Raw genomic sequence first — 23,861 nt, forward strand, 5'->3', positions numbered from 1 at the left:
TGCATGAAATGGGTGTGGATCGCGCTGGGACTTCCGAAACGTTCTTTGGGAAGCGCTTTCCACTGACAGCCGGTTCTGAGCACGTACATGATGGCTTCAAAAATCTGCCGGGGGGGCATCGGCTTTCTTCCCCCGCCGATTTTGCGCTTGTAAGATTTTTGTGGATCCCGCTCGGGCGCCGGCACAAGGGGCTTAACCCTTTCCCAAAAGGCATCGGATACTTCCCACGACTGAATTTTTGTCATAGAGCCTCCATCGTAAAGGTTCAAGATGGCTGCCAGGATAGCAAAAGTCGTGAGAAAAGTACATTTTATTTACGGATAAGCACTAAGGCTATCACTTCTCCACGAATGGGGGGTCACATCATGTCCATCATCACTGTTTTCAACGGTACCTTTTGTCATGAAGCCGGTGTGTTGCAGGGTCTGCTCAAGACAACCGGGGCGGAGCACATTACCGATGCCGATGTGGTCGCAGGCGCGAGCCGGATCTCGGGCATGGATGAAGGCAAGCTGTCCAAGGCCTTCAGCGCGAAGACATCGATCTTCAACAAATTCACCCACGAAAAGGAACGATCCATCGCCTGTCTCCGCCTGGCCCTGGCGCAGATTCTCGAGCGTGACAACCTGTTGATCAGCGGTTTTTCAAGTCTGCTGGTCGGACCACATATCGCCCATGCACTGCGAGTCTGTCTCATTGCCGAGATGCGGTTCCGGCTGGAAAATGCCGCCAGAATGGAAGGGCTCAATGAAAAAGAAGCCCTTCGCCTGATTCACCGCCAGGATGAGGAGCGCGCACTCTGGGTCGATATCCTCTTCGGTAAAAAGGATCCGTGGGATGCCTCCCTTTACGACATCGTACTCCCCATGGACAAGCTCAGCGCAGAACAGGCGGTTAAGCTCGTTCAGGAAAACCTCGCCAAGGATGTGGTGAAAACCACTTCCCGATCCCGGAAGGCCGTCGAGGATTTCCGTCTTGCGGCGGAGGTCGAGGTGGCGCTTGCCAAGGAGGGGCATAACATCCTCGTCAGGGCGAAAGACGGCCGCGTCACGTTGACCATCAACAAGCACACCCTTTTGCTGAGCCGCCTCGAAGAAGAACTCCGATCCATTGCGGAGCGGGTACCCGGTGTCGAGTCCGTCGAGACCAAGGTTGGCGAAGGCTTTTACCAGGCGGATATCTACCGGAAATACGACTTTCAAGTCCCGGCAAAAGTGCTGCTGGTTGACGACGAGCGGGAGTTTGTTCAGACCCTGTCAGAGCGTCTCCTCATGCGGGATATGGGGTCGGCCATAGCCTATGACGGCGAATCGGCCCTCACCCTGGTCAAGGAAGAAGAGCCCGAGGTCATGATCCTGGATCTCAAGATGCCCGGAATAGACGGCATCGAAGTGCTGCGGCGCGTCAAAGAAACGCAGCCCGAGATCGAAGTGATCATCCTGACCGGGCATGGATCCGAGGCCGACCGGAAGGTCTGCATGGATCTCGGCGCTTTCGCTTATCTTCAAAAGCCGGTGGATATCGAGTTGTTGAGTGACACCCTCAAGAAGGCCAACGAACAGATCCAGAAGCGCAAGGCGCAGAGCGGCGCACAAAGCAGCTGAACCGGGATTTCCCGGGTCGTTCGAACCAAAGCACAATGGCCCTCGAAGGCATAACTCATGGCAGCGCCCATATCGCTCAAACCGAAATTCTGGGACCACCGGGACATCGCCGCCGGCCCCTACAAGCACCTGTTCAACTTCAGGCGGATCTGGAAGCTCACCGTCCTGCTGACGGCCGGGGTGACCATCATACCGCTCCTCTTCATGGCTTTCATCGATTACAAGGTCACCCAGAAGGCCACGGAGGCGGAGATCCAGTTCCGTACCGCGAGACTGGTCTCCAACACCCGCCGGGCCGTCTCCTTTTTTCTGTTCGAACGGGCCGCCGCCCTGGAGTTCGTGGTTCAGGACAACTCCTTCGAGGCCCTGCACGACCCCGTGCGCCTCGCTGAATTATTGAAACACCTGAAGGAGGCCTTCGGCGGCTTTACCGACCTTGGCGTTGTCGACGCCCTGGGCGGTCAGCGGACCTATGTGGGACCCTACGAACTCGAAGGCGTCGATTATTCTCATGAAGTTTGGTATCAGCAGGTCGTGGAGCGGGGGATGCATGTCAGTGACGTCTTCCTGGGTTTTCGCCAGGTGCCTCACTTGATCATCGCCGTCAAGCACTCCCTGCCAAACGGCTCCTTTTTCGTAGTCAGGGCTTCTATCGACACCCAGGAATTCAACAGCCTGCTCTTCGATATGGAAGTCGGCGGCCTGGGGGATATCTTTCTCATCAACCACCAGGGAATCCTGCAGACACCCTCGCGCTTCTATGGAGATGTGCTGCAGAAAATACACTCGCCCACGCCTGAATTTTCCGACAAGACGAGAGTCGTCCAGCATGAGACTCAAGATGGGGACCCGCTCGTCGTCGGCTACGCCTACATTAGGGACACGCCGTTTATCCTCATGATCTGCAAGCACAAACGTGAGCTGATCGAATCCTGGACCCGTGCCAACATGCAGCTGCTGGGGTTTCTGGCGGTCAGTATCCTGATCATCCTCCTAGTCATCCTGGGGGTCGCGACCTATCTGGTCGAACAGCTCCATACCGCTGACCAGCGGCGGGTCGCCACCCTCCACCAGGTCGAATACGCGAACAAAATGGCCTCCATCGGACGTCTGGCCGCCGGAGTGGCACACGAAATCAACAATCCGCTTGCCATCATCAACGAAAAGGCGGGGCTCATCAAAGATCTCTTCGCCTTTGACCAGCGCTATGCGCAGGACGAAAAACTCATCCGCCTCCTGGACGGCATCCTGAAGTCCGTCGCCCGCTGTGCAACCATCACCCGGCGCCTGCTGAATTTCGCCCGGCACATGGACGACAGCCAGATCGTACCGCTCCAACTGCGGGAAGCCATCCTGGAGGTCCTCGGGTTTCTGGGAAAAGAAACCGAATACCGCTCCATCGCAGTGTCTTTGCAGGTCCCCGAAGATCTGCCCGAGCTTCAGATGGATCGGAGCAAACTTCAGCAGATTCTGTTGAATCTCATCAACAATTCGTTCGCCGCCATGCGCGACGGCGGCCACCTCTCGATTGGCGCTACCCACGTGGACGAAAAACATGTTAAAGTGAGTGTAGCCGATGACGGATGCGGCATTCCCGAAGGAGATATGAAACGGGTTTTCGAACCCTTTTTCTCCACCAAAACCAAGCAGGGGGGGACCGGGCTCGGGTTATCCATCACCTACGGCCTCGTTCAGGAGTTGGGAGGTCACATCGACGTTGAAAGCCAATTGGGCAAGGGCACCGTTTTTACCATCACTTTACCCCTAACCCAAAAGAGGAAGGGAGGAGAGGCAAATGCGGGTGCTGCTGGTGGACGATGAGGAGGAATTGGTCTCCACGCTGGCCGAGCGATTGAATATGCGGGGAATCGAGGCTGATTGGGCGGCGAGGGTCGAAGATGCTATTTCACTTGTAGGAAAGACCTCTTACGACATAGCCGTTCTGGACATCAAACTGCCCAAGATGAGCGGGCTGCAACTGAAAAAGAAACTCGAGGATTTGCGGCCGAAGATGAAATTCATTTTCATGACCGGGCACGGCTCTGAAGCGGATTTCCGGACCGGCGCCGCCGAGGCGGGCGAGGCGTTTTATCTCGTAAAACCTGTCGGGATCGAGATCCTGGTAGAAAAAATGCAGGAAGTGATGCAGTCGGAGGGGAAGCTTTCATGAACCGATGCGACACCGGGGCTCGCACTGGGTTGGTGTTCTTTGGGACCATTTCGGCCTCTATATCACACGAACTCAAAAACGCACTGGCCATCATCAACGAATCGGCTGGTTTGATCGAGGATTTTACCCTGATGGCCCAAAAAGGCCTTCCCCTCGATCCAGAGCGCCTGAAAACGGTAGCCGGCCGCATTCAAAAGCAGATCCAGCGCGCAGACGGGATCGTGAAGAACATGAACCGCTTTGCCCACAGCGTGGACGACCCTTTGAAAGAGATCGACCTGCAAGACACCCTTTATTTCATGTCTTCGCTGGCTCACCGGCTCGCCGACAGACAGAGCGTCACCCTCGAGCCGGCAGAAGCAAAGGGCGGCGTCCAGATCCTGACCGACCCATTCAGACTCCAAAACCTGCTCTGGCACTGTATCCGCTTTCTCCTGCCTTTTGCCGACAGCCAAAAACGGATTCGCATGACGATCGAAGAAGGCGCTGAAGAGGTCCGCATCCAGTTCAGCGGCGCTGAGGGCTTTGTCCATGGGGTCCCGGACACTTTTCCTGGAGAGGAGGAAAAAATCCTGCTCGATGCCCTTGGTGCACGGCTGCTCACAGAAAAGGCAAACGAGAGGCTTGTCGTCGCTTTGCCAAAACAGCTGCAACCCTGACAAACGTGAGGGCGAAGAAATTGAAAGACGCTACTTTCGTTGATAAAGGCTTGACAGACCATTCTCACATCCGGGCATGAAGGAACTTAGTGAACCGCTGTATCTATGATGGAAAAGCGAGGAGGCAACCATGGCGGAAAAAGTTTTGCTTGTGGACGACGAGGAAGATTTTCTTGACAGCCTGGCGGAACGTATGCGGGCCCGTGGCATGAATGTGGACACCAGCCTTTCGGCTAAAGAGGCCCTCCAGAAGGCCGAGTCCGAATCCTTCGATGCGATCGTTCTGGACCTCATGATGCCCGAGATGGATGGGCTGGAGGTCTTGAAAACCCTCAAGGAAAAAAGGCCCGAACTCCAGATCATTCTATTGACGGGGCATGCAACCATCGAAAAGGGCATCGAGGCTATGAAACTCGGCGCCACCGATTTTCTCGAAAAGCCGGCGGATCTCAAATCTCTCACCGAAAAGATCCAGAAGGCCCAAGCGAAAAAGATGATCCTCGTAGAAAAACAGACCGAAGAAAAGATCAAGAAGATCATGTCCGAGCGTGCGTGGTGAGTCCACGCACCGGCACGTCAGACGAAGGCCCTGGGACCAGGAAGGCACGCGGGCGGGCAATGGACCATCAGGAGGTTTCCTTGACGGATGTCTCGAATTTGAGATGATATTTTTCGATCTTGGAGTGAAGAGTCGGACGAGACAAGCCGAGCAGTTTGGCCGCACGGGACCGGTTACCGCCCGTTATACGCAGCGCCTCGCTGATCAACATGCTTGCGAAGCGATCCATGCAGCTTTCAAACAGATTGTCGGAGCCCCCTGCTGTGAGCGCGTTCACGATCCATTGCTGAACCCCTTCATCGCCGGCGAAAGCGCCCCCCCCCTCGACATTGCCCTGCCCGCTGATGGCCTGGTTGATGTCCTCCGGTGAGATGGGAGCGCCTCTGTTGAAGATGAGCGTCTTCTGGATGCAGTTTCCCAACTCACGGACATTCCCGGGCCAGGGGTACTGCCTGAGGATCTGCAGTGCCTCCGCCGTTATGCCCGGGTTGTCGACCCCCATTTCGCGGGAATACCGGGAAAGAAAATACCGTGTCAAGAGCTCGATGTCGTCCCGTCGCTCCCGCAGGGGGGGAAGCCACAGCGTGACGACCTTCAATCGATAGTAAAGATCCTCGCGGAAGCGGCCTTCGGCCAAGGCCTTCTCCAGGTTCCGGTTGGTCGCCGCCAGAATCCTCACGTCGACCGATATCGTATCCCGACCTCCGAGCCGCTCGATGCTTTTTTCCTGCAGAAGCCGCAGGATCTTGGCCTGAATGCTCGAAGGCATGTCACCGATCTCATCGAGGAAAACCGTTCCACCGTTGGCCTGCTCGATCTTTCCGACGCGGCGGTGCGACGCACCGGTAAAGGCCCCCCGCTCGTACCCGAACAGCTCGCTTTCCAAAAGGTTTTCGGGAATCGCGACGCAGTTGATCACGAGAAACGGTTTGTCGTTCCGAAGGCTGTGCTGATAGATCGCGCGCGCCACCAACTCCTTCCCCGTGCCCGATTCGCCCCGGATAAGCACCGTTGCATCCGTCGAAGACACCCGCCCAATCGCCTTGTACACATCCTGCATGGGTTTGCTTCGACCGATAATAGCCTCCCGGACCCCCTGCTGCCCGGGCACGGCATTCATATCGACCGGGGAGCGCATGAAGCGGCCGGCCTCCAGCGCCTCTTCGATGACCACCAGCATGTCAGGGATATCGAACGGCTTGAGGATGTAATCGAACGCCCCCAGTTTGGTCGCCTCGATCGCTGTTTCGGTGGTTCCGTAAGCCGTCATGATAATAACCGGAAGCTTCGGCTCGATCGCGTGGATCGCCTCGAAGGTCTCGAGCCCGTTCATGCCGGGCAGGCGCATGTCCAGAACCACCAGATCCAAGCTTTCCGTCTCGACGAGCTTGAGCCCCGCCTCTCCCGAGGCCGCACAGCGGATATCGTAACCCTCCGCCGAAAGCAGCTTCTCGAAACTTTTCCGCAGCTGATCGTCATCGTCGATGATCAAGATGGTACTCAAGGCATCTTACTCCTGGATAGGCAACGTGATGGTGAAAGCGGTCCCTTCCCCTTCCGTCGATGACAGATCGATGCGCCCGCCATGCTCCTCCACGATGCGCGCGGCGATGCTGAGACCGAGTCCGGTCCCCTCCTCTTTCGTCGTGTAGAAAGGTTGGAAGACCTTTTCCTGCAAGGCCTCGGACATACCCGGGCCGTCATCCGCCAGCCGAATGCGCACCACCCGCCCCAGCCGATCGTCAAAGGCCGTCACCTCGTAGATGTCGATCAGTCCTCCCCCCTGCATCGCTTCGCAGGCATTGACGATCAGGTTGACAAAGACTTCTTTCAATTGCTCCGGGTCCAGGGGAATCTTCGGCAGGACCTCATGCCGATGGAGCCTCACCGCGACGTTATAGGATTCCAGGCGATGCCGCATCAACTGAACCGCCAGGTCCACCACCTCCGAAGGACTCGCCTCCTGGATCTTCAATTTCGGCGGCCGGGAAAATTCCAGAAAATTCTGCAGGATAGTATCGATGTGGCGGATCTCCTGCGAGATCACGTCCAAATCCTCTTTCTGTGTCGGAGTGAGATCGAGCGACCGGTTCAGGGAGAAGAGACGCATTTTGACGGAAGTCAACGGATTGCGGATGCTGTGGGCAGTCCCGGCAGCCAGCTTTCCGACCAGGGCCATCTTTTCCGCCTGCAGGAGGGTCTCGCGGCTCTTGCGAAGTTCCGTATGGGTCTGGTCGATATCCTCCATCAAACCATGAACCCGACGGCTCAATGCCTTGACCTCGTTTTTCGAGTCCGGGAAATCGGCTTTCCCCGCTGTCAAACGCGCGAGCCCCTGCAAAGGCGCCAGGATGTGGTTGATCAGCATGAGGCCGAACAGCAGACCCAGAATGACGACGATCACCATGGCGGTGCCTGCCACCGTCCTCAATCGCCGCGCCTGAAGAAGGCTCTCCTGCTTCACCTCCTGGATCCGCTGGGCATGAATGGCCTTGTAGCCTTCGCAAAGATCGAGGATCTTGAAAAAGACCCGCCGGACATGGTCATGGAGCTGTGCACCCCTCTCCCGCTCACCCGCCCGGTAACATTCGATCACGACATCCTTCGCCGCCACGTAATGCTCGTATTCCTCGCCGATCTCGGCAACCGCCCGCTTTTCCTCCTCCGTAGCCGCGTGGCTTTCGGCCTGCGTTAGACGTTCTTTGAATATCTGCCGGTATTCTCCGAGCTGTTTGAGCCAGTCAGGGTTGCCATCCAGGAAATAGTAAGAAACGAAGCCTTTCTGATTGACGAGAGCGGACTCGAGGTTTTCGGCGGCCTGAAACGCAGCCATGTGCCGTTCGACCACATCGGTCGTCAGGTGCTCCATCTGGTACGTGTACCAGATCATGACGACACCGCCCAGAAGGGTAATCGAGACCAGCGCCCCCAGGATCGAATAGATCCGAACCCGCAAGCTGACCTGATTCCATAAATCCATCGGCTATCGACTCAGGGCCGGATATCGATGCTCGGATAAAGCCCCTTGAGTCTTCCTTTCGGGTAGGGCTGAATCATGTTGTACGAGATGTCCTGGTCCTTCTGGGCGTGGCCCCGATTGCTGCGGCCGTCGAAATAGGCACCGTTCGCCTCGAGGATATGCTCGATGCGATGGCGAAAGGCTTCGACAAAAACCGCCCCGTCCCCTTCGAACCGCATCCGCCCAAGATCATAACGTCCCCTGAGCTTGGCAAAATTGTCGAGATCGAGGCTGTGGACCTTCAGATCTTTCCGGTTTCGAATCAGCCCCCATATCAAGTGGTTCGGCGGAATTTCGAGCGGTTCCCGGATGTCGATGATCGTGTGGGGCATCACGACGGAGCCTTCTCCGATGGTCAGAGGCGCATCCTCCATCCCCCTGAGGAAGGAATTGAAACCCACGAACACCTTCTTCCCCAGCCGGGTGCGGACCAGTTTACCGCCGTGAGCGGTGACATTCTCGCCCTCCAGCCGCGAATGGATGATGCAGCAGTTTTCCTGGGCATTGGCACCTCTCCCGAGCCAGGCATCTTCGAGATACGCCCGCTGCGCGACGAGCACGTTCGCGTCGACATGGGTATCCCCCTTAACGACGGCGTACCGGCTGAGAGAGGTCCCCGGGAGGATCGGAACCGGCGCCTTGAGATGCACCACGTCGAAGATCCTCTGGAATTCGGTCTTGCGGTCTTCCATGAAGTCCATCAGGATCCCTTCCGGGATCGTCCCGGGCTCCATATGGATGTAGGCCTTGAGAAGGTCCGCATCGAAGTGGTAGTTGAACCGGAAGCGATCCCCCGCCTCGATCCGGATCTCCCCGGCGGGCACCCACTCATGCGACATCTCTCCCACCTGGACATAGGCAAAGGCCCCGATAACGCAATCGTGCAAGGTGGTCAGATCCACCGTGCTGAAAGGCCCCAGGAAACACCCTTCCACGGTGGAACCGTGGATATTCGCATAGTGGGTGGATGCGGTGTTGCAGATCAGGAATTCTTCTAGATTTTCAGGGTCGTGGGAATAGTTGTGGACCAGGGTCTTGATAAGATAGCTGTCCTTGATGTGGATCACTTCGTCGTCATGGAGCGGGATCTCCAATCCGCCGTAACGGAACACATCCCCCCTGCATTTCAGTTCATCGCCCCGGATATCGCTCTTGTAAAGCACGGAATGATCGACAAAGCACTTCCCGAGAAAGTAGCTCCCTCCCAGACTCGATCCATGAAAGCGGAAATGCAGCGGATGGTGCGGCGTCAAGGCATAGAAGGCGTAGAACCGGCCAAACTGCTTGAGAGGCACGATGCTGCGCAGATAAGGACCACTGTCGAAAGCCGGCTCCCTTAGATTGATATTGATACGATTGACGACCCGCTCGATCAGTTTTTCCAGTTCTTTCATCTCTATCCCCCTCAACCTTGACACCGTCATCCGGTACTGGTCGGCACGTTATGATCCTCTAACTGGTTCGTTTCCATCCGGAAATGGTCTTTTGGGCCAATCTCGGCGTTGATCTGCACGTTTGCTTGTGCAGCGACCACCAGGTCGCCTCCGCGCAAACGCTTGATCGCCTTGACATTGGCCCAAAATCCTCATTTCCGGATTGGAAACTTTGCCGTGCCGGAGCATCCTTCTTGGAGCGACATTGCAACACACAATCTCCTTCGGACCGGCACGTTTTCGTTAAGGGGTCGTCACCGGCATCCCCATAATCGGCCACAAAACAGCGACAGCAAACGCCACCACCACCATCAGAAGAATGCTGGCCGGTATGCCCATGAGAAAGAATTCGCCCGTCGTGAATTGCTTGGAATCATAAGCGATCGCGTTCGGTGCGGCCCCTACGAGCAGGAGGAACGGCATGCCGGCCGTCACCAGGGCGGCAAAAAGGATGACTTCCGGGGCTACGCCGAGATAGGGCGCGATCACGAAGGCCACCGGCAGCGAGATGGCGATGGCGGCCACGTTCATGATGAAATTCGTCATGATCATGACGAAAAAGGCGATGCTCATCACGAAAACAAACCAGTTGGCTTCTTTGAACATGGCCAGCCAGTTCACGGCGAGCCACTTGGCCGCTTCGGTCTCCCATAGGCAGAAGCCGATGCTCATCGCGCCGGCGAAGAGCAGGATGATGTTCCAGGGAATCTCCTCGAGGTCGCTGAGGGTCAGGATGTTGAAGATGAAAAAGAGGATGGTGGAGATCAGGATCAGGGCCGTCTTGTCGATGGGTTCCAGCGCCGGAATGAAGGAACGCAGAGACATCGTCACGATGCAGGCCAAGACGATGGCCGCCGCCAGGATCTCCTTTCCCGTGATCCGCCCCAACTCGCTGTTGAGCTGCCGGGCCTTCTGGCGCAGCCCCGGTATCACCTTCTTTTCCGGCCGGAAGAACAGCAGGAAAAACCCCCACAAAAGGAAGGTCATCAGCCAGCCGACCGGAAACATGTAATAGGTCAGTTCGAAAAAGGAGATATTCCGCCCGACAATGTCATTGAAAAACCCGAGCGCCACGGCGCCCCGCGCCGCCCCGAGCAGGGTGACGATACTGCCGGCACCCGCCACGTAGGCCATGCCCATAAAGAGGCCCTTGCCGAACTTGGTGGGTTTATCCCCCTCGCCATACAGATTGTAGATCGCCAGCAGGAGGGGGTAAATCGTCGCCGCCACCGCTGTATGGGCCATGATATGCGTCAGGGCGGCCGTGACCAGAAAGCACCCCAGATAGATCATACTGGTCTTTTCGCCGACGATATCCAGCATCTTGTAGGCGAGCCGTTTCGTCAGTCCGGTCTTGGTAAAAACCAGTCCGATGACGATGGAGGCGAAGATGAAGAGGACCGACGGGTCCATGAAATCCTTGAAAGCCACTTTGGCCGGCCGGATCAGAAAAAGGGCCTGCAGCACGCCGATGGCGAGGCTCGTCACCCCGATCGGCACTACCTCGAAGACCCACCAGGTCCCGGCCAGAAGAAAAACCGCCAAGGCGCCCTTCCCCTCCTTGCTCAGAACGAAGTGCTTGCCCTGCGGGTCGATGGCATCGGGCCACGGCGGCGAATAGTATACCACTGCAAAAAGAAACACCCCGGTAAAGAGAAAAATCAGCCTGCGCCAATTGATCTTGCCCTTAGCGGCGGCATCAGCATAGTCACCTGACATAGGGAAAAACCTCCCGTTGTGTTAGTCATTGTCTATCCGGAAATGATCGATCCATGAAGGCCGGGTTTCCGATCACCCAGCCTCAAAAACCGACGAAGGCCTTTTCCCTCAGTCGGCACCCCGCGGAATTTCACAGGCCTTGATGGCCTCGCAAACCTCCAAGAAAACATCCGACAGACGCAGAACGCCGACAATCGTTCCCTCCGACAACACCAGGAGGGATTGATGACTCCCCATGATCAACTGATGAATCGCCTCGTCCAGCGTCGCTTCCGCCTTGACGTACTCCCCTTCCGTCGGCTTGTACATGAGGTTCTTGACCCGGATCCGGGAAGCCTTCGAGCAGATATCCGTAAGGGGTTTATCCCATAAGGAGAATTGCTCCATCATGGATTTGAGATGGGTCTTGGTCAAACCGAACCGGGCGAAAGAGTCCTTTTCCTTGACCTCTTGATATTTCGGCTCAAGGCCTCGGAGGACATCCAGCTGGCTGACCTTACCGACAACCTTTCCCTCCGCATCTTTGATGAGCACCGCGCGGTGGCGGTAACGGGTCTGATCGAAGGCCTTCTGAGCATCTTCGAGCGCCATCACCGCTTCGAACAGAGAGGCATCCTCCGAGACGGTGGCATACTCTTTCAAAGGCACCATCAAATCTCTGACCAGAATCGTCTTCATCGCTCCTCCCACCTATATGGGTTTTATCCATTCATGAGGCGTACCAGCGTCCCATCATCGAAATAGTCTATGATGTTCAGGCAGCCGTAGTCCTGCTGCAGCGAATACATGGATGCCAGCGAAAGCCCCAATGCATCGCAGATGATCACCCGGTTCACACCGCCGTGTCCCACCAGCACCCAGTCTCCCGGACCCTGTTTCGCAAATCGGCGCTTCAGCCAGCTGAGGACCCTCTCGGCAAAACCGGCCATGGATTCCCCGCCACCCGGCGCGGAGAAATTCACGAGATCCGCCTGGCGCCTCGCCAACGCTTCAGGGAAACGCCGGCAGACTTCCTCCAGGGTGAGGCCTTCCCACTCACCGAAATACATCTCGCGCAGGTCGGGTACCAACTCCACGGGGGCTTCGTGGTATCGGGCAATCCATCGGGCGCCGGCAGCGGAACGTTCGAGATCGCTCGCAAAAATGGCCTTGATATCCAGAAATCGAAGCCGCTCTGAAAGGTGGTGCATCTGCAGCACACCGGTCTCGGTCAGCCCCGTCTCTGTATGGCCGTGGATAGGATTGTGCTCATGTCCGTTTATCTGCCCATGCCGCACAAGGTACAAACGGTTGCGTCGCGCCATAGCAGGCGATCATAGTGAGCATCATTTTTTATGTCAAATAAATTTAGGCTTTATGTAACGCCTTGAATATTGTATATACCCAAACTTAAACGTACTTTACCCGGAAGCAGTCTTTCGGGGCGGCATCGGACCGGGTGTCGGCACGCACGTTCGCCTGTGAGGCTGCCGCCGTTTTGGACCCCATCCGGAAAGGGCCTTTTCGCCAATCCCGGGGTCCTGTTGTATGGTCGGTCGCAAGGCGAGCCGCGGGTCGTCTCCGTTCAATAGCTCGATTTTAAAGGCATTAACATAAACCCGCATGTCTGGATGAGGAACCTCGCCGTGTCTGTTCATCCCTTCCGGTTCGCACCCAAACCAGTCGTTGTCCACCCGGAGGTGATCTCCGGGCACAACCCGGTTTCCAATCCGAAAATGAGGATTTCTTGCCCATACCCAGGAAATCAAGAAGAATCCTAGTCGAAATAGAAGCAACATGGTTTTCCACCAAAAGGAGGCCCTTCGGTTGAAGTCAGAGAAAGATTGTTTCGGCATTTTGGAAAAGGTATTTCCGCTGGGCGAGGCCGGTTTGAGGGAAATCACTCCGTCCTGTTTCGAATGCCCGGAGAAAACCGCCTGCCTCAGAACCGCCCTGGAAAGCAGGGAAGGGCTCTCCTTTAGAGCCGAAATAATGGACCGCTCCCCCGCCGAGGGTGTTTGGGACCGCCTCAAGCGCTGGTCTTCCAGAAAAGAATTGAGCCGGCGTGTTCGAGCCAGGGAAGGGAACCGGCGATGACCATCCAGCTCACCTGTCCTTATTGCCGATTCTCGAAAGAGGTTCCCGAAAGCACCATTCCGTCCACCGCCAAACGGGCGGTATGCCCCCAATGCGGTCAGCAGTTTCTGTTTTCCAGGCCTGGATCTGAGGACGCACCAGGCGGATCTTCTTCGTCTCCCACCCCGGAGCCCTCGCCGGTCGAAACGGTCTTCGAGCCCGAGGCGACGCTCGAATCGGCAGCCCCCTGGGAACAGAAAGACGGCCCCGGGTTCTGGGCGACTTTTTTCCAAACCATCTCTGCCGTCCTTTTTTCCAGCAAATCCTTTTTCAGCCCGGATCTTCACCCTGCCGGCCGGGGGCTCCGCGACCCTCTCGCATTCGGGCTCCTGTCAGGAGTCCTTGGCAGCATGGCGGCCTTCTTCTGGCAGGCCTTGCTGGCGCTGGCCGGATTCTCCTCCTTAGGCGGCCTGTTCGTTGGTCAATTGACTTACGGCCTGGTTTTTGTCATCCTGGTGCTTATCATCCCTGTCGTTGTTTTTCTGGGCCTGTTCGTCTACGCTGGGGTCCTGCATCTGCTGATGAGGATCACTGGAGCGGGCAAACGTCGTTTCGAGGGCACCTTTCGCGTTGTAGCTTACTCGCAGGCCGTCCAACTGCTGGCATTCGTCCCCTTCATAGGCGGTTGGATCGCCTGGATCTGGCAGCTTGTCGTGCAGATCGTCGGCCTGCGCACCATTCATGAAACAAGCTATGGCCGGGTCATCCTGGGTTTCCTGATTCCCGTGATGCTCTGCCTCGTTGTCGGCACCGTCACCGTCCTTCTGATTCCGCTCGTTTTCCTGCGACTTTCCTGAAGGTTATAGCATCCCATGCTTTTGAATTCTTTCTTCCTCTGCCTCGGTATCGCACTCCTTTACTGGGGCTCCGAATGGATGGTCAAAGGGGCCGCCTCCCTTGCGCTTTCCCTTTCCATCCGCCCACTGATCGTCGGCCTGACGGTGGTGGCCTTCGCCACGTCGGCCCCCGAACTTCTGGTCAGCCTCGTGGCGGCCGTCAAAGGCTCGAGCGGGATGTCGCTCGGCAACATTCTCGGCAGCAACGTAGCCAACATCGCCCTGATCCTCGGTCTCAGCGCCCTTTTCAGCCCCCTGGCCGTCGACCCCATTCTGGTGCGGCGCGACATTCCTTTCCTGGTCGGCATTTCAGCCCTTTTCTGGGTATTGTGCCTCAACGGCCAACTCGGTCTTTGGAAGGGCATTCTGCTGGTAACGATGCTGATCGTTTTCATCCTCATGGGGGTCTTTACCGCATCAACGCACTCGCAAGGAAAGGAAACCCTCCCCGTCGAAAAGAAAGGCACCCTCTGGAAGGACGCCGCCCTCATCGTCGCCGGGACAACCGCTTTGATGGGAGGGGCTCACCTGGTGGTCCAATCATCCATTTTCTTCGCGAAGATCTTCGGACTGAGTGAGACCTTCATCGGGTTGAGTATCGTCGCCGTAGGAACCTCTCTCCCCGAACTGGCGACCTCGGTGGCGGCGGCGGCCCACCGGGAATCCGACATCTCCATCGGAAATGTCGTCGGCAGCAACGTTTTCAACCTCTGCTTGGTCATGGGGGCCGTAGGGGTTTTCAACCCGATGGAGGTCGACAGGGGACTGCTGCGTTTCGAGTTTCCCGCCATGTTCGTCCTGACCCTGCTTCTCTGGATCTTCGCGCGCACACGTCTCATACTCGGGCGGCGGGAAGGTGTGGTTTTCGTTGTCTGCTATCTGGCCTTCGTAGGCCTTTCCTATTGGCGGGCCATTCTCTGAACCTTTTCTCCCTTTCGAGTGTGATCCATTGACGACGCATCCCATCGATTATCCCCGTTTTCTCAACCCTTCCCAGTTCGAGGCGGTCATGACCCTGGAAGGCCCGGTTCTCGTGGTGGCCGGCGCCGGCAGCGGCAAGACGAGGACGCTGGTCTACCGGGTGGCGCGCCTGGTTGAAACCGGCGTCGCCCCGGAGTCCATCCTTCTGCTCACGTTTACCCGTAAAGCCGCCATGGAGATGCTCGAACGGGCTGCAGGATTGGCCGATCCCCGCTGCCGGTTCGTCTCGGGCGGGACCTTTCACGCTTTGGCCTACCGGGTCCTGAGGCAGCACGGCGAACGCCTGGGCTTTCCACCCGGATTCACCATCCTGGACCGCTCCGACATGGAAGAGGTGCTCCGCTCTCTCATCCCGGATCTCAACCTGCCGAAAGGCACGAACCGCTTCCCGAAACGCGCCACGCTGGCCAATATCCTCAGCAAGGCGGCCAACCTCGAGCAATCGGTCGACGCCTTCATGGAAGAGGAGTACGGCCAGTTCCTGGAATTCGTCCCCGAGATCCGGAGGCTGACGGATCTCTATGGCCGGTACAAGCGGGAACATGCCCTTATGGATTATGACGATCTGCTGATCCACCTGCGGAAGCTCCTGGCGGAGGATGTCGAAACCAGGCAGCTCCTCGGGCGCCAATACAGCCACATCATGGTGGACGAGTATCAGGACACCAATGCGATTCAGGCCGACACCGTCAGCTGGCTGGCCCATGAGCACCGGAACGTCGTGGTGGTCGGGGACGATTCCCAATCCATCTACTCCTTCCGCGGCGCCGACTATCGCAACATGTTCGCGTTCCCGAAGCGGTTTCCGGGCGCCAGGATCATCAAGCTGGAGGAGAACTACCGCTCGACCCAGCCGATCCTGAATCTGACCAACGCCGTCATGGCGCAGGCGAGTGAGCACTACACCAAGTGCCTCTTCACCCGCCGGGAAGGCGGGGAAAAACCGGCGGTCATCGATACCCGCACCGAACCGGAGCAGGCCCTGACGGTCTGCCGCTTGATCAGGCAGGAGATGGATGCCGGCCGGTCTCAAGAGGAGATCGCCGTTCTCTTCCGGGCAGCCTACCATTCGTTCGAACTGGAAGCCGAACTGACGCGTCAACGTCTCCCTTACATCAAATACGGCGGGTTCAAATTCCTCGAATCCGCGCATATCAAAGACTTTTTGGCCCACCTGCGCGTCCTGGTCAATCCCGAAGAGGCCGTGAGCTGGAGCCGCATCCTGTGCATGGTCAAAAACATCGGCCAGGGGAAGAGCCGGAGCATCTTCGAATGGATCAAGGCCAACCGGATCACCCCCGGGAAGCTCTCCGAATGGCCTGGAATGGGGAAGCGGGAGCAGGGCCTCAGACCGCTCTGCGACCTGATGCAGCAACTGAGCGGCAAAACGCCGTCCCCCAGGAAAGCGGTGGAAACAACCCTGGATTACTATACCCCCGTCTTGAAAGAACGCTACGACGACTATCCCCGGCGGCTCAAGGAGCTTCAGCAGCTCATCCCGATGGCGGAGCGGTACCAGAGCCTGCGAAGTTTCCTGGCGGACCTCGTCCTGGACCCGCCCAACAGCTCGCTCGATGCCGAACCCGAACAGGACCGCTCCTTTCTGACCCTTTCGACGGTCCATTCGGCCAAAGGGCTGGAGTGGCCGGTCGTGATCGTGATCTGGGTCATGGAGGGGCGGTTTCCATCGGCACGCGCCTACCGGAACCCGATGGAGCTGGAGGAGGAAAGGCGCCTCATGTATGTGGCCGCCACACGGGCCATGGACCGGCTGTTCTTCTGCTACCCCGGACAGGAGTATCAGCAGACATGGGACACCATGGGAGGCGGGCCGACCTACCAATCCGGTCTTTCCTCCTTTATCGGCGCCTTGCCGGACGGGGTCGTGGCCTTCGAGTCGGCACGCACCTCCGGGCGTTTCGACCCCTTTTCGAAGCCCCGCGGCAAAGCGCCCGAACCGGAGGCCGCCTCGCCCCATCCCTTTCAATCGGGGGACCGGGTTCGCCACCCCGCCTTCGGCCCCGGCGTGGTCTCACGGTTTTTCGACGATGACAAGGTGGAGGTCTTCTTCAGCCAGGCCGGACGCAAGCTGCTCCACCTGGGGTACACCACCCTCGAAAAGATATAATCTGTATCCATCCGGAAATGATTTCCCGGTAGAACCCATTTTCCAATCCGGAAATGAGGATTTTTGGCCCATATCAAGGAAATCAAGCGCTTGCGCGGAGGCGACCTGCAGGTCGCCACACAACCAAACGTGCAGATTGACGCCGAGAGGGGCCAAAAAGACCATTTCCGGATGGAAAATCTAAAAACTCCATGAACCCGAAGGATTACACCATCGAAGGGGTCCTCGGGCCCCACGGGCTGCTTGCCCGCAATCTGCCGGGCTTCGAATTCCGCAGCGTCCAGATGGATATGGCCCTGCTCATTCAGGAGGCGCTGCAGAAGAACCTGCCCGCCATCATCGAGGCGGGAACGGGAACCGGCAAGACCTTCGGCTACCTGACCCCGCTTATCCTGAGCGGCCGCAAGGCCGTCATCTCCACGGGAACCAAGAACCTCCAGGAGCAGATCTTCCAGCGGGACCTCCCTCGTCTGCTGGCCGCGACCGGCCTCCGGGCGGACGCCGTGATGATGAAGGGGCGCAAGAACTATCTCTGCCTCCATCGCTACCACCAGCGGTTCGTGCAGTCAGCGCTCCCCGCTCCTGAAGCCTTCGATGTCCGCGGCCGGCTCGAGGCCTGGATCCGCAGGACGTCCTTCGCCGACCGCGAGGAACTGCCCTGGATGGCCGATCAGGACACTCTCTGGGACAGCCTTTCCGCCGGCTCGGACCAATGCCTAGGGAGCGAGTGCCTCTTCCTCGATCAGTGCTTCCTGGGGAGGCTCCGGAGCAGGGCCGCCGAAAGCCGTCTCATCATCGTCAATCATCACCTCTTTTTCGCGGACATGAAGGTCAAGGAGGGCGGCTTCGGGGAGATCATCCCGCGGTTCGAAGCCGTGGTTTTCGACGAGGCCCACCACGTGGAAGAGGTCGCCACCGCCGCCTTCGGGGAGAGGCTCAGCACCGCCCAGATGCTGGAGTGGGCCGCCGATTTCGAAGAGATTGTGGCCGCATCGGTGAAACGCCCCCCCACGAACCTCTTGATGCTCCTGCAAAGATTCCGGGCCGCCGTCGGCGGCATCGAGCAGGCCCTGGAGGGCTTCAGCGACCGGGAGCGCATCGCCCCGGATCTTCTGGCGCATCTCAAGGCAGGCCCGGGCCGCGAGATCCGCCGCTGCCTCCAGAGCATCCGCCAGGAGGAAACCCTGTTCCAGATCGAAACCGAAGGGATCGAACCCCTTCTCCTGCGGGCGAGGGAAATCGAACGGTTGGTCACGGAGACCCTCGAACCGAAGGAAGCCGATTGGCTCAACTGGTTCGAGAAGCGCAAACGCGGCATCATGTTCTACGCCTCTCCGCTGGATGTCAGCGAAGATTTGAAAGGCCGCCTCTACCAGAAATGTCCGCGGGTGCTCCTCACATCGGCGACGCTCGCCGCAGCGGGCAACTTCGATTATGCCGCCGCCCGCCTCGGCCTGCCCGAAAACGCCCTGAAAGGGATCTTCCCATCCCATTTCGACTTCAAGCGGCAGGCCCTGCTCTATGTTCCGGCGGATCTCCCCGCACCCGGCCACCCGCGTTTCAGCGAGGCCGCCGGGGAGCGCATCCTCGAAATCCTGGGGCTCAGCAAAGGCCGGGCCCTGGTCCTTTTCACCAGCTACCAGAACCTCTTCAACGTGCATCGCCACCTGCAGGATAAACTGCCCTTCACCCTGCTCAAACAGGGAGACGCACCCCGCTCCACCCTCCTCGAAACCTTCCGGGAAGACATCCACTCCATCCTCCTGGCCACGGGATCCTTCTGGCAGGGGGTCGATGTCCCGGGTGAGGCCCTGAGCTGCCTGATCGTCGACAAACTCCCCTTCAGCTCACCTGGAGACCCCCTGGTGGCCGCCCGGATCACCCATCTGCAGGAGCAGGGGAAAAACGCCTTTATGTCCTACCAGGTTCCCGAGGCCGTCCTCGCCCTCAAACAAGGCCTGGGGCGCCTTATCCGGACCAATACGGATAGAGGTGTCATGGCGATCCTCGATGTGCGCCTGAGACACGCCCGCTACGGCGGGATCTTTCTGGAAAGCCTGCCGCCCGTGCCCGTGACGGCGTGCATCGAAGATATCGCGGATTTCTACGGCCGCGAGCCGAAGGCTGGGAAGGAGCAGTCCGTATCGGCGCCGGGAAAGCGGAACAGCCTCGATAGCGGCACCGAAAAAGGTTGATTCCCGGCCGCCGTTCCATCACAATCGCCCGCATTCATACGGAGCGGGATCCGGCGCCGGCGGCCGAAACCCCGCAGCACACTTCAGTTCAGCGAGAAAGGAGCCCCGAACCATGTCCCCGAAACACTGGGAAGTGCTGTCGAGCATCCTGGACAGATCCTATCGCGTGTTCAGCATCCGGACCGACCGCGCACGCTCTCCCCGCACCGCAAAGGCCCATGATTTCTTCGTGCTGGAATCCTCGGCCTGGGTCAACATCATCCCCCTCACGTCCAACGGCGAGGTCGTGCTCATCCGCCAGTACCGGCACGGCATCCGCGACGTCACGCTGGAGATACCGGGCGGACTCGTAGAGGCCGGCGACACCCCCGAAACCGCGGCCCTCAGGGAACTGCGCGAAGAGACCGGTTATCATGCCGGGAAGGCCGTCGAACTCGGAACGGTGCACCCGAACCCGGCCATCCAGAACAATATCTGCTACACCTATCTGGCCAACGATGTCATTCCGGCGGGGCATCAGGAACAAGACGACAAGGAGGACATCCAGGTCCTGCTCAAACCGATCGAGGAAGTGCCCGCCCTCATCCGGCAGGGCGCGATCACCCACGCCCTGGTCCTGGCCGCCTTCTACCGGTATTTCATGGAATACAAGCGCATGTGACAAGGAGCCTTCGTCGCAGCACAAAGAGGCCTTTCCCGATGCAGGTCAATCCAGGTCTACCGGCGTACCGCACTGATTGCAGCGTTTGGCGCCGCGGAACAATCGATGGCCGCAGGCCGGGCAGTGGTAACGGGCCTCTTCTTCGGCCACCCACTTTTCGGTGCCGTGCTTTCGCCAGTAGGGGATGGCCCGAAGCATGACCTTCCGGCCCACCGGCATGGGAAATTCGTCGATCAGACGGCAGGGGAACGCGTCGCACTGATGACAGCCCGTGTACCCCTTTTCGCGGGTGCAGGCCTTGATGGCGCATTCGCGGCAGAAGAGGAAAGGATCGTCCGAAAGGCAGCCTTTGCAGCGGATGTCGTCCGCCGACAGGTTCCCGCTGTCCGGCAGCTTGCCCTTGTAGACGTCCACCAGCCGCTCCTTGAATTTGCGGTTCCCGTCCCGTTCGGCGTACAGGATGGCGCATACCCCGCAGTAGAGGCCGCAGGGTGCAAGATATTCAGGATTGATCTCCACCATTTTTCCCTCCTTCTCAGGCCGTCGAACCGCTCCGGGCCGGAGCGGCGCCACGGCCCTCAGCTGAGAAACTGTTCCCGGAGATCCGGTCTCATTCTGTAAAACCGGATTCCCCGCCGGTCATGCGCGGCAGAACCGCCGGACCGGAAAAGCCTTTATTTCTCGTTCTTCACCTTTTAATATGGGTGAGGGCTTGTCGAAGCGTTTTCACTTGGAAATGCCCTCTTTTGCCGATCTCGCCGTCAAGCTGTACGTTTGCTTGGGATTGGATCTATAGGCTGCATCCGTGCCACGGATTGCTTATATGGATATTGGCAGGCAACCCTCCTTTCCGGATCGGAGGCCGGCTTCCACCGGGAAATCATTTCCGTATGAACATCCAGAACAATAGGTTTTGTATCGACTGCTTATTTTAAGATATCACAACGACACCGCAATCGAAAAGATGAGGGAGCCGCGTTCCTGATCCACCCGGCAAGGTGGTGGGAAAACAGAACGCACCCGATCTGCGAAGGCCCCGCAGGATTGGGCTGGAATCCGGAGCAGGAACCTTAAAGCGCCCGTGGGGAAAGGATCGCTTCGGCAAACACCGATGGACGAGCGGCCTGGGGAAAGTTCGGGGTCCCCGGTCCAACCTCGAGAGGGGCTTATGAAACTGAAGATCCGTCTATGCATCGCTTGGTTCCTGCTCACGGCATGTCTCGCCGTCGCTGCCGGTTGTGCAACGGTGATTTCCCGCGAGGCGCTCCAGAGCGCGGACCGTTCCTTGCCCTTCTCGACACTCGCAGCCGATCCCGGCGCTTTTTCGGGCACCACGGTGATTCTGGGCGGACAGGTCGTCGAAACGAAAAATCTTCCGGGCAAAAGTCTCATTTTCGTTGTTCAGCGGGCTATCGACAGCCGGCAGAAACCCAAACCGGACAGCGAATCGAGGGGGCGCTTTCTCATTTCGGTGGAAGGCTTCCTGGACCCTGCCATCTACCGTGCAGGGAGATGGATCACGGTGGTCGGCACCGTCGCCGGGAGCGAAACGCGCCCCCTGGGGGAGATTCAATACACCTATCCGGTCATCGCAGAACGCGAACATCATCTCTGGCCCGTGAAGGGCGTTGCCCCCGATGCCCAAATTCATTTCGGAATCGGGATCGGCTTCGGTTTTTAAACAGCGTCCACGTGGTGTCCGGTCCAGCGCCAAGGCCTGTATCGTGCCGCAAGCCCCTGACGATCGATTGGATCTTTCATCATTATTTTTTGGAGGAGACAGGATATGTTGGATGATATCAAGAAAGGTTTATTGGCCGGTCTCGGCATGGTGTTCCTCACCAAGGACAAGATCGAAGAAACTGCGCGCAAGATGGTGGACGAGGCCCGCATGAGCAAAGAGGACGCCCGGCGGCTCACGGACGAATTGCTGGAAACCGGTGAAAAGCAATGGTCCAGGATCGAGGAAAACATCACGGAAACCGTCCACAAGGGGCTCCGGAACCTCGATGTGGGCAGCCGCAAGGAGTTGGACGAACTGAAATCGCGCGTCCAGAACCTCGAAGAGAGGGTGAGTCTGCTCGAGGCGGCAAAGGACCCGATCGAGGGGTGATTCTTGGAAATCAAGACGCTGACCAACCTCGGGCGGTTCAAAGATATCGTCCTCACATTGCTGAACTACGGCTTTGTCGACCTCGTCGACCGGCTGGATCTCCCGGGCAAAAAGCTCCTCCCGAAATCCAGCCGCCGGGAACTTGAGCTCGGCACGTGGGAGCGGATCCGCCGCGCCATGGAAGACCTCGGACCGACCTTCGTCAAGTTCGGTCAGATCATGAGCCTCCGGCCCGATCTTCTACCCGGCCCCCTGATCGAAGAACTGCGGAAATTGCAGGATGAGGTCCCGCCCGAGAAGCCCTCCGACATCCGCAAGGTGATCGAAAAGGCGCTCGGGTCGCCGCTTGAGCAGGTCTTTCTTTCATTCGAGACCGAACCGATCGCCGCCGCGAGTCTCTCCCAGGTTCATCGTGCCCTCCTGCGCGACAGCCGGAGGGTGGTCGCGATCAAGGTGCAACGGCCCGGCATTCGATCGAAAATCGAGAAAGACCTGGACATTCTCGCCTACCTCCTCGGCCGGCTGAACGAGCGCGTGGAAGAGATCCGCCTTTACGATCTGCCGGGCCTGCTCAAAACCACCAGGCGGAATCTCCTGCGCGAACTGGATTTTCTGAGAGAGGCCCGCGCCATGCAGATCGCCCGGGCGCAGCTTTCCGGCATGCCCGGGGTGTACATTCCCGAACCTGTATCGAAATACTGCACCGAGCGCCTGCTCGTAATGGATTTCGTCCGCGGCAAAAAGCTCAAAGAGCTTCCTGCCGAACACATCGAAGAAGCGGAAAACCTGGCGAAGCTCGGCTTGAGGATCACGATCAGCCAAATCCTCGAGCATGGTTTTTTCCATGCCGATCCCCACCCGGGAAACCTTCTCGTCAGGGAAGGGAAGGAACTATGCCTCCTGGACTGGGGAATGGTGGGGAGGCTGACGGACCAAGACCGCTTCGACCTCATCGACCTGGTCCGTTCGGTCGCCGAAAAAGACAGCAAGCGGCTGCTGGACACCCTCCTCCTGATCACGTCGATCGAGGGGACCTTCGATCAGCGCGCCCTTGAAAGGGACCTCCTCGACATCCTGGACGCCTACACGTCCGTCCCCCTCCAGGAAATCAACATCGGGCAGGCTTTGCTGGACATCACCGCCCTTTTGCGGGAGTACCGTCTGCGCGTGCCGAGCGACCTCGCCGTCATGATCAAGGCCCTGGTCACCGCTGAAGGAACCGCCCGCATCCTCTATCCCGACTTGAACATCATCCCGGAGATCGAAGACCAGGTCCGGCGTCTGGCTGTAGAACGCTACCACCCGGGGTTCCTCTGGAAAAACCTCCGCAGCACTGCAGGCCACCTTTTGAGCCTCCACCGCAACCTCCCGAGCCATCTCTCGCAGATCGTCGACAAGGTCAACCGCGGGGATCTCAGCATCCGTTTCGAACACGAAAACCTTGGAAGCCTCAGGAAAACGTTGGAAAACATATTCAATCGTCTGACGCTCGGTGTCATCCTGGCTGCGATGATCATCGGCTCTTCCATGATCATCACAACCGGCGTCAAACCGTTTCTCTTCGGATACCCCGCGCTGGGGGTCATCGGCTACATCATCTCAGGGGTCCTGGGGCTCTGGCTGGTGTTCAATATCCTGCGTACCCGCCGCTTCTGAGCGGGGCCTTCCG

At 58.3% G+C, this 23,861-nt stretch carries 22 protein-coding genes; 14 read left to right on the plus strand and 8 right to left on the minus strand.

Annotation, left to right across the window (positions count from 1 at the left end):
- Positions 1-245: transposase (locus H567_RS0115635; protein WP_028320644.1), on the minus strand; the 245-nt coding region annotated here is incomplete at its 3' end.
- 120 nt (positions 246-365) lie between these two features.
- On the opposite strand from H567_RS0115635, the gene H567_RS0115640 reads away from it, so the two are divergent.
- From H567_RS0115640 to H567_RS0115660, 5 genes are all read left to right on the plus strand, one after another.
- A complete protein-coding gene (locus H567_RS0115640; protein ID WP_028322123.1) occupies positions 366-1,604 on the plus strand; it encodes a response regulator in 1,239 nt (412 codons plus the stop codon).
- A 57-nt stretch (positions 1,605-1,661) separates the two neighbouring features.
- Entirely contained in the window at positions 1,662-3,425 is a 1,764-nt protein-coding gene (locus tag H567_RS0115645) for a sensor histidine kinase (protein WP_028322124.1), read from the plus strand.
- Positions 3,400-3,774, plus strand: a complete 375-nt coding sequence (locus H567_RS0115650) for a response regulator (protein WP_028322125.1) — start codon at positions 3,400-3,402, stop codon at positions 3,772-3,774. The genes H567_RS0115645 and H567_RS0115650 overlap by 26 nt, the downstream gene beginning before the upstream one ends.
- Complete coding sequence (locus tag H567_RS25335; protein ID WP_051185002.1) at positions 3,771-4,433, plus strand: histidine kinase dimerization/phospho-acceptor domain-containing protein; 663 nt, start codon at positions 3,771-3,773, stop codon at positions 4,431-4,433. The genes H567_RS0115650 and H567_RS25335 overlap by 4 nt, the downstream gene beginning before the upstream one ends.
- Positions 4,434-4,563: 130 nt before the next feature.
- A complete protein-coding gene (locus H567_RS0115660; RefSeq protein ID WP_028322126.1) occupies positions 4,564-4,992 on the plus strand; it encodes a response regulator in 429 nt (142 codons plus the stop codon).
- Between the two features lie 67 nt (positions 4,993-5,059).
- Here H567_RS0115660 and H567_RS0115665 read toward each other — a convergent pair whose 3' ends face one another.
- From H567_RS0115665 to H567_RS0115690, 6 genes are all read right to left on the minus strand, one after another.
- On the minus strand, positions 5,060-6,496 hold the full coding sequence (locus H567_RS0115665) for a sigma-54-dependent transcriptional regulator (RefSeq protein WP_028322127.1): 1,437 nt from the start codon (positions 6,494-6,496) through the stop codon (positions 5,060-5,062).
- Positions 6,497-6,502: 6 nt separating this feature from the next.
- Positions 6,503-7,972, minus strand: a complete 1,470-nt coding sequence (locus tag H567_RS0115670; RefSeq protein ID WP_028322128.1) for an ATP-binding protein — start codon at positions 7,970-7,972, stop codon at positions 6,503-6,505.
- 11 nt (positions 7,973-7,983) lie between these two features.
- Positions 7,984-9,405 (minus strand): transferase, encoded by a 1,422-nt coding sequence (locus H567_RS0115675; protein WP_028322129.1) that lies wholly within the window; start codon positions 9,403-9,405, stop codon positions 7,984-7,986.
- 282 nt (positions 9,406-9,687) lie between these two features.
- Positions 9,688-11,163 (minus strand): SLC13 family permease, encoded by a 1,476-nt coding sequence (locus H567_RS0115680; protein WP_028322130.1) that lies wholly within the window; start codon positions 11,161-11,163, stop codon positions 9,688-9,690.
- 108 nt (positions 11,164-11,271) lie between these two features.
- Positions 11,272-11,841, minus strand: a complete 570-nt coding sequence (locus tag H567_RS0115685) for a CBS domain-containing protein (RefSeq protein ID WP_028322131.1) — start codon at positions 11,839-11,841, stop codon at positions 11,272-11,274.
- 23 nt (positions 11,842-11,864) lie between these two features.
- Positions 11,865-12,467, minus strand: coding sequence for a histidine phosphatase family protein (locus tag H567_RS0115690; RefSeq protein WP_028322132.1), 603 nt, complete (start codon positions 12,465-12,467; stop codon positions 11,865-11,867).
- A 768-nt stretch (positions 12,468-13,235) separates the two neighbouring features.
- On the opposite strand from H567_RS0115690, the gene H567_RS0115700 reads away from it, so the two are divergent.
- From H567_RS0115700 to H567_RS0115725, 6 genes are all read left to right on the plus strand, one after another.
- Complete coding sequence (locus H567_RS0115700) at positions 13,236-14,075, plus strand: YIP1 family protein (protein ID WP_028322134.1); 840 nt, start codon at positions 13,236-13,238, stop codon at positions 14,073-14,075.
- 15 nt (positions 14,076-14,090) lie between these two features.
- Entirely contained in the window at positions 14,091-15,035 is a 945-nt protein-coding gene (locus tag H567_RS0115705) for a calcium/sodium antiporter (RefSeq protein ID WP_028322135.1), read from the plus strand.
- Positions 15,036-15,063: 28 nt separating this feature from the next.
- Complete coding sequence (locus tag H567_RS0115710) at positions 15,064-17,223, plus strand: ATP-dependent helicase (RefSeq protein WP_028322136.1); 2,160 nt, start codon at positions 15,064-15,066, stop codon at positions 17,221-17,223.
- A gap of 63 nt (positions 17,224-17,286) precedes the next feature.
- Positions 17,287-17,418 carry a hypothetical protein gene (locus H567_RS29895; protein ID WP_279614998.1) on the plus strand — a complete coding sequence of 44 codons (132 nt, stop codon included), beginning with the start codon at positions 17,287-17,289 and terminating at the stop codon, positions 17,416-17,418.
- On the plus strand, positions 17,415-19,418 hold the full coding sequence (locus tag H567_RS25340; protein ID WP_051185005.1) for an ATP-dependent DNA helicase: 2,004 nt from the start codon (positions 17,415-17,417) through the stop codon (positions 19,416-19,418). Before H567_RS29895 ends, H567_RS25340 begins: the two co-directional genes overlap by 4 nt.
- Positions 19,419-19,530: 112 nt before the next feature.
- Positions 19,531-20,079 carry an NUDIX hydrolase gene (locus H567_RS0115725; protein WP_028322137.1) on the plus strand — a complete coding sequence of 183 codons (549 nt, stop codon included), beginning with the start codon at positions 19,531-19,533 and terminating at the stop codon, positions 20,077-20,079.
- A gap of 45 nt (positions 20,080-20,124) precedes the next feature.
- On the opposite strand, the gene H567_RS0115730 is transcribed toward H567_RS0115725, so the two are convergent.
- Positions 20,125-20,601, minus strand: a complete 477-nt coding sequence (locus H567_RS0115730) for a DUF3795 domain-containing protein (protein WP_035254734.1) — start codon at positions 20,599-20,601, stop codon at positions 20,125-20,127.
- A gap of 646 nt (positions 20,602-21,247) precedes the next feature.
- On the opposite strand from H567_RS0115730, the gene H567_RS0115735 reads away from it, so the two are divergent.
- From H567_RS0115735 to H567_RS0115745, 3 genes are all read left to right on the plus strand, one after another.
- Complete coding sequence (locus tag H567_RS0115735) at positions 21,248-21,760, plus strand: Slp family lipoprotein (protein ID WP_051185007.1); 513 nt, start codon at positions 21,248-21,250, stop codon at positions 21,758-21,760.
- Between the two features lie 105 nt (positions 21,761-21,865).
- Positions 21,866-22,192: a phasin family protein gene (locus H567_RS0115740; RefSeq protein ID WP_028322140.1), complete on the plus strand. Its 327-nt coding sequence runs from the start codon at positions 21,866-21,868 to the stop codon at positions 22,190-22,192.
- Between the two features lie 3 nt (positions 22,193-22,195).
- A complete protein-coding gene (locus tag H567_RS0115745) occupies positions 22,196-23,848 on the plus strand; it encodes an ABC1 kinase family protein (protein WP_028322141.1) in 1,653 nt (550 codons plus the stop codon).
- Positions 23,849-23,861: the final 13 nt, after the last annotated feature.

Source organism: Desulfatiglans anilini DSM 4660, from assembly GCF_000422285.1.
GTDB classification, from domain to species: Bacteria; Desulfobacterota; DSM-4660; order Desulfatiglandales; family Desulfatiglandaceae; genus Desulfatiglans; species Desulfatiglans anilini.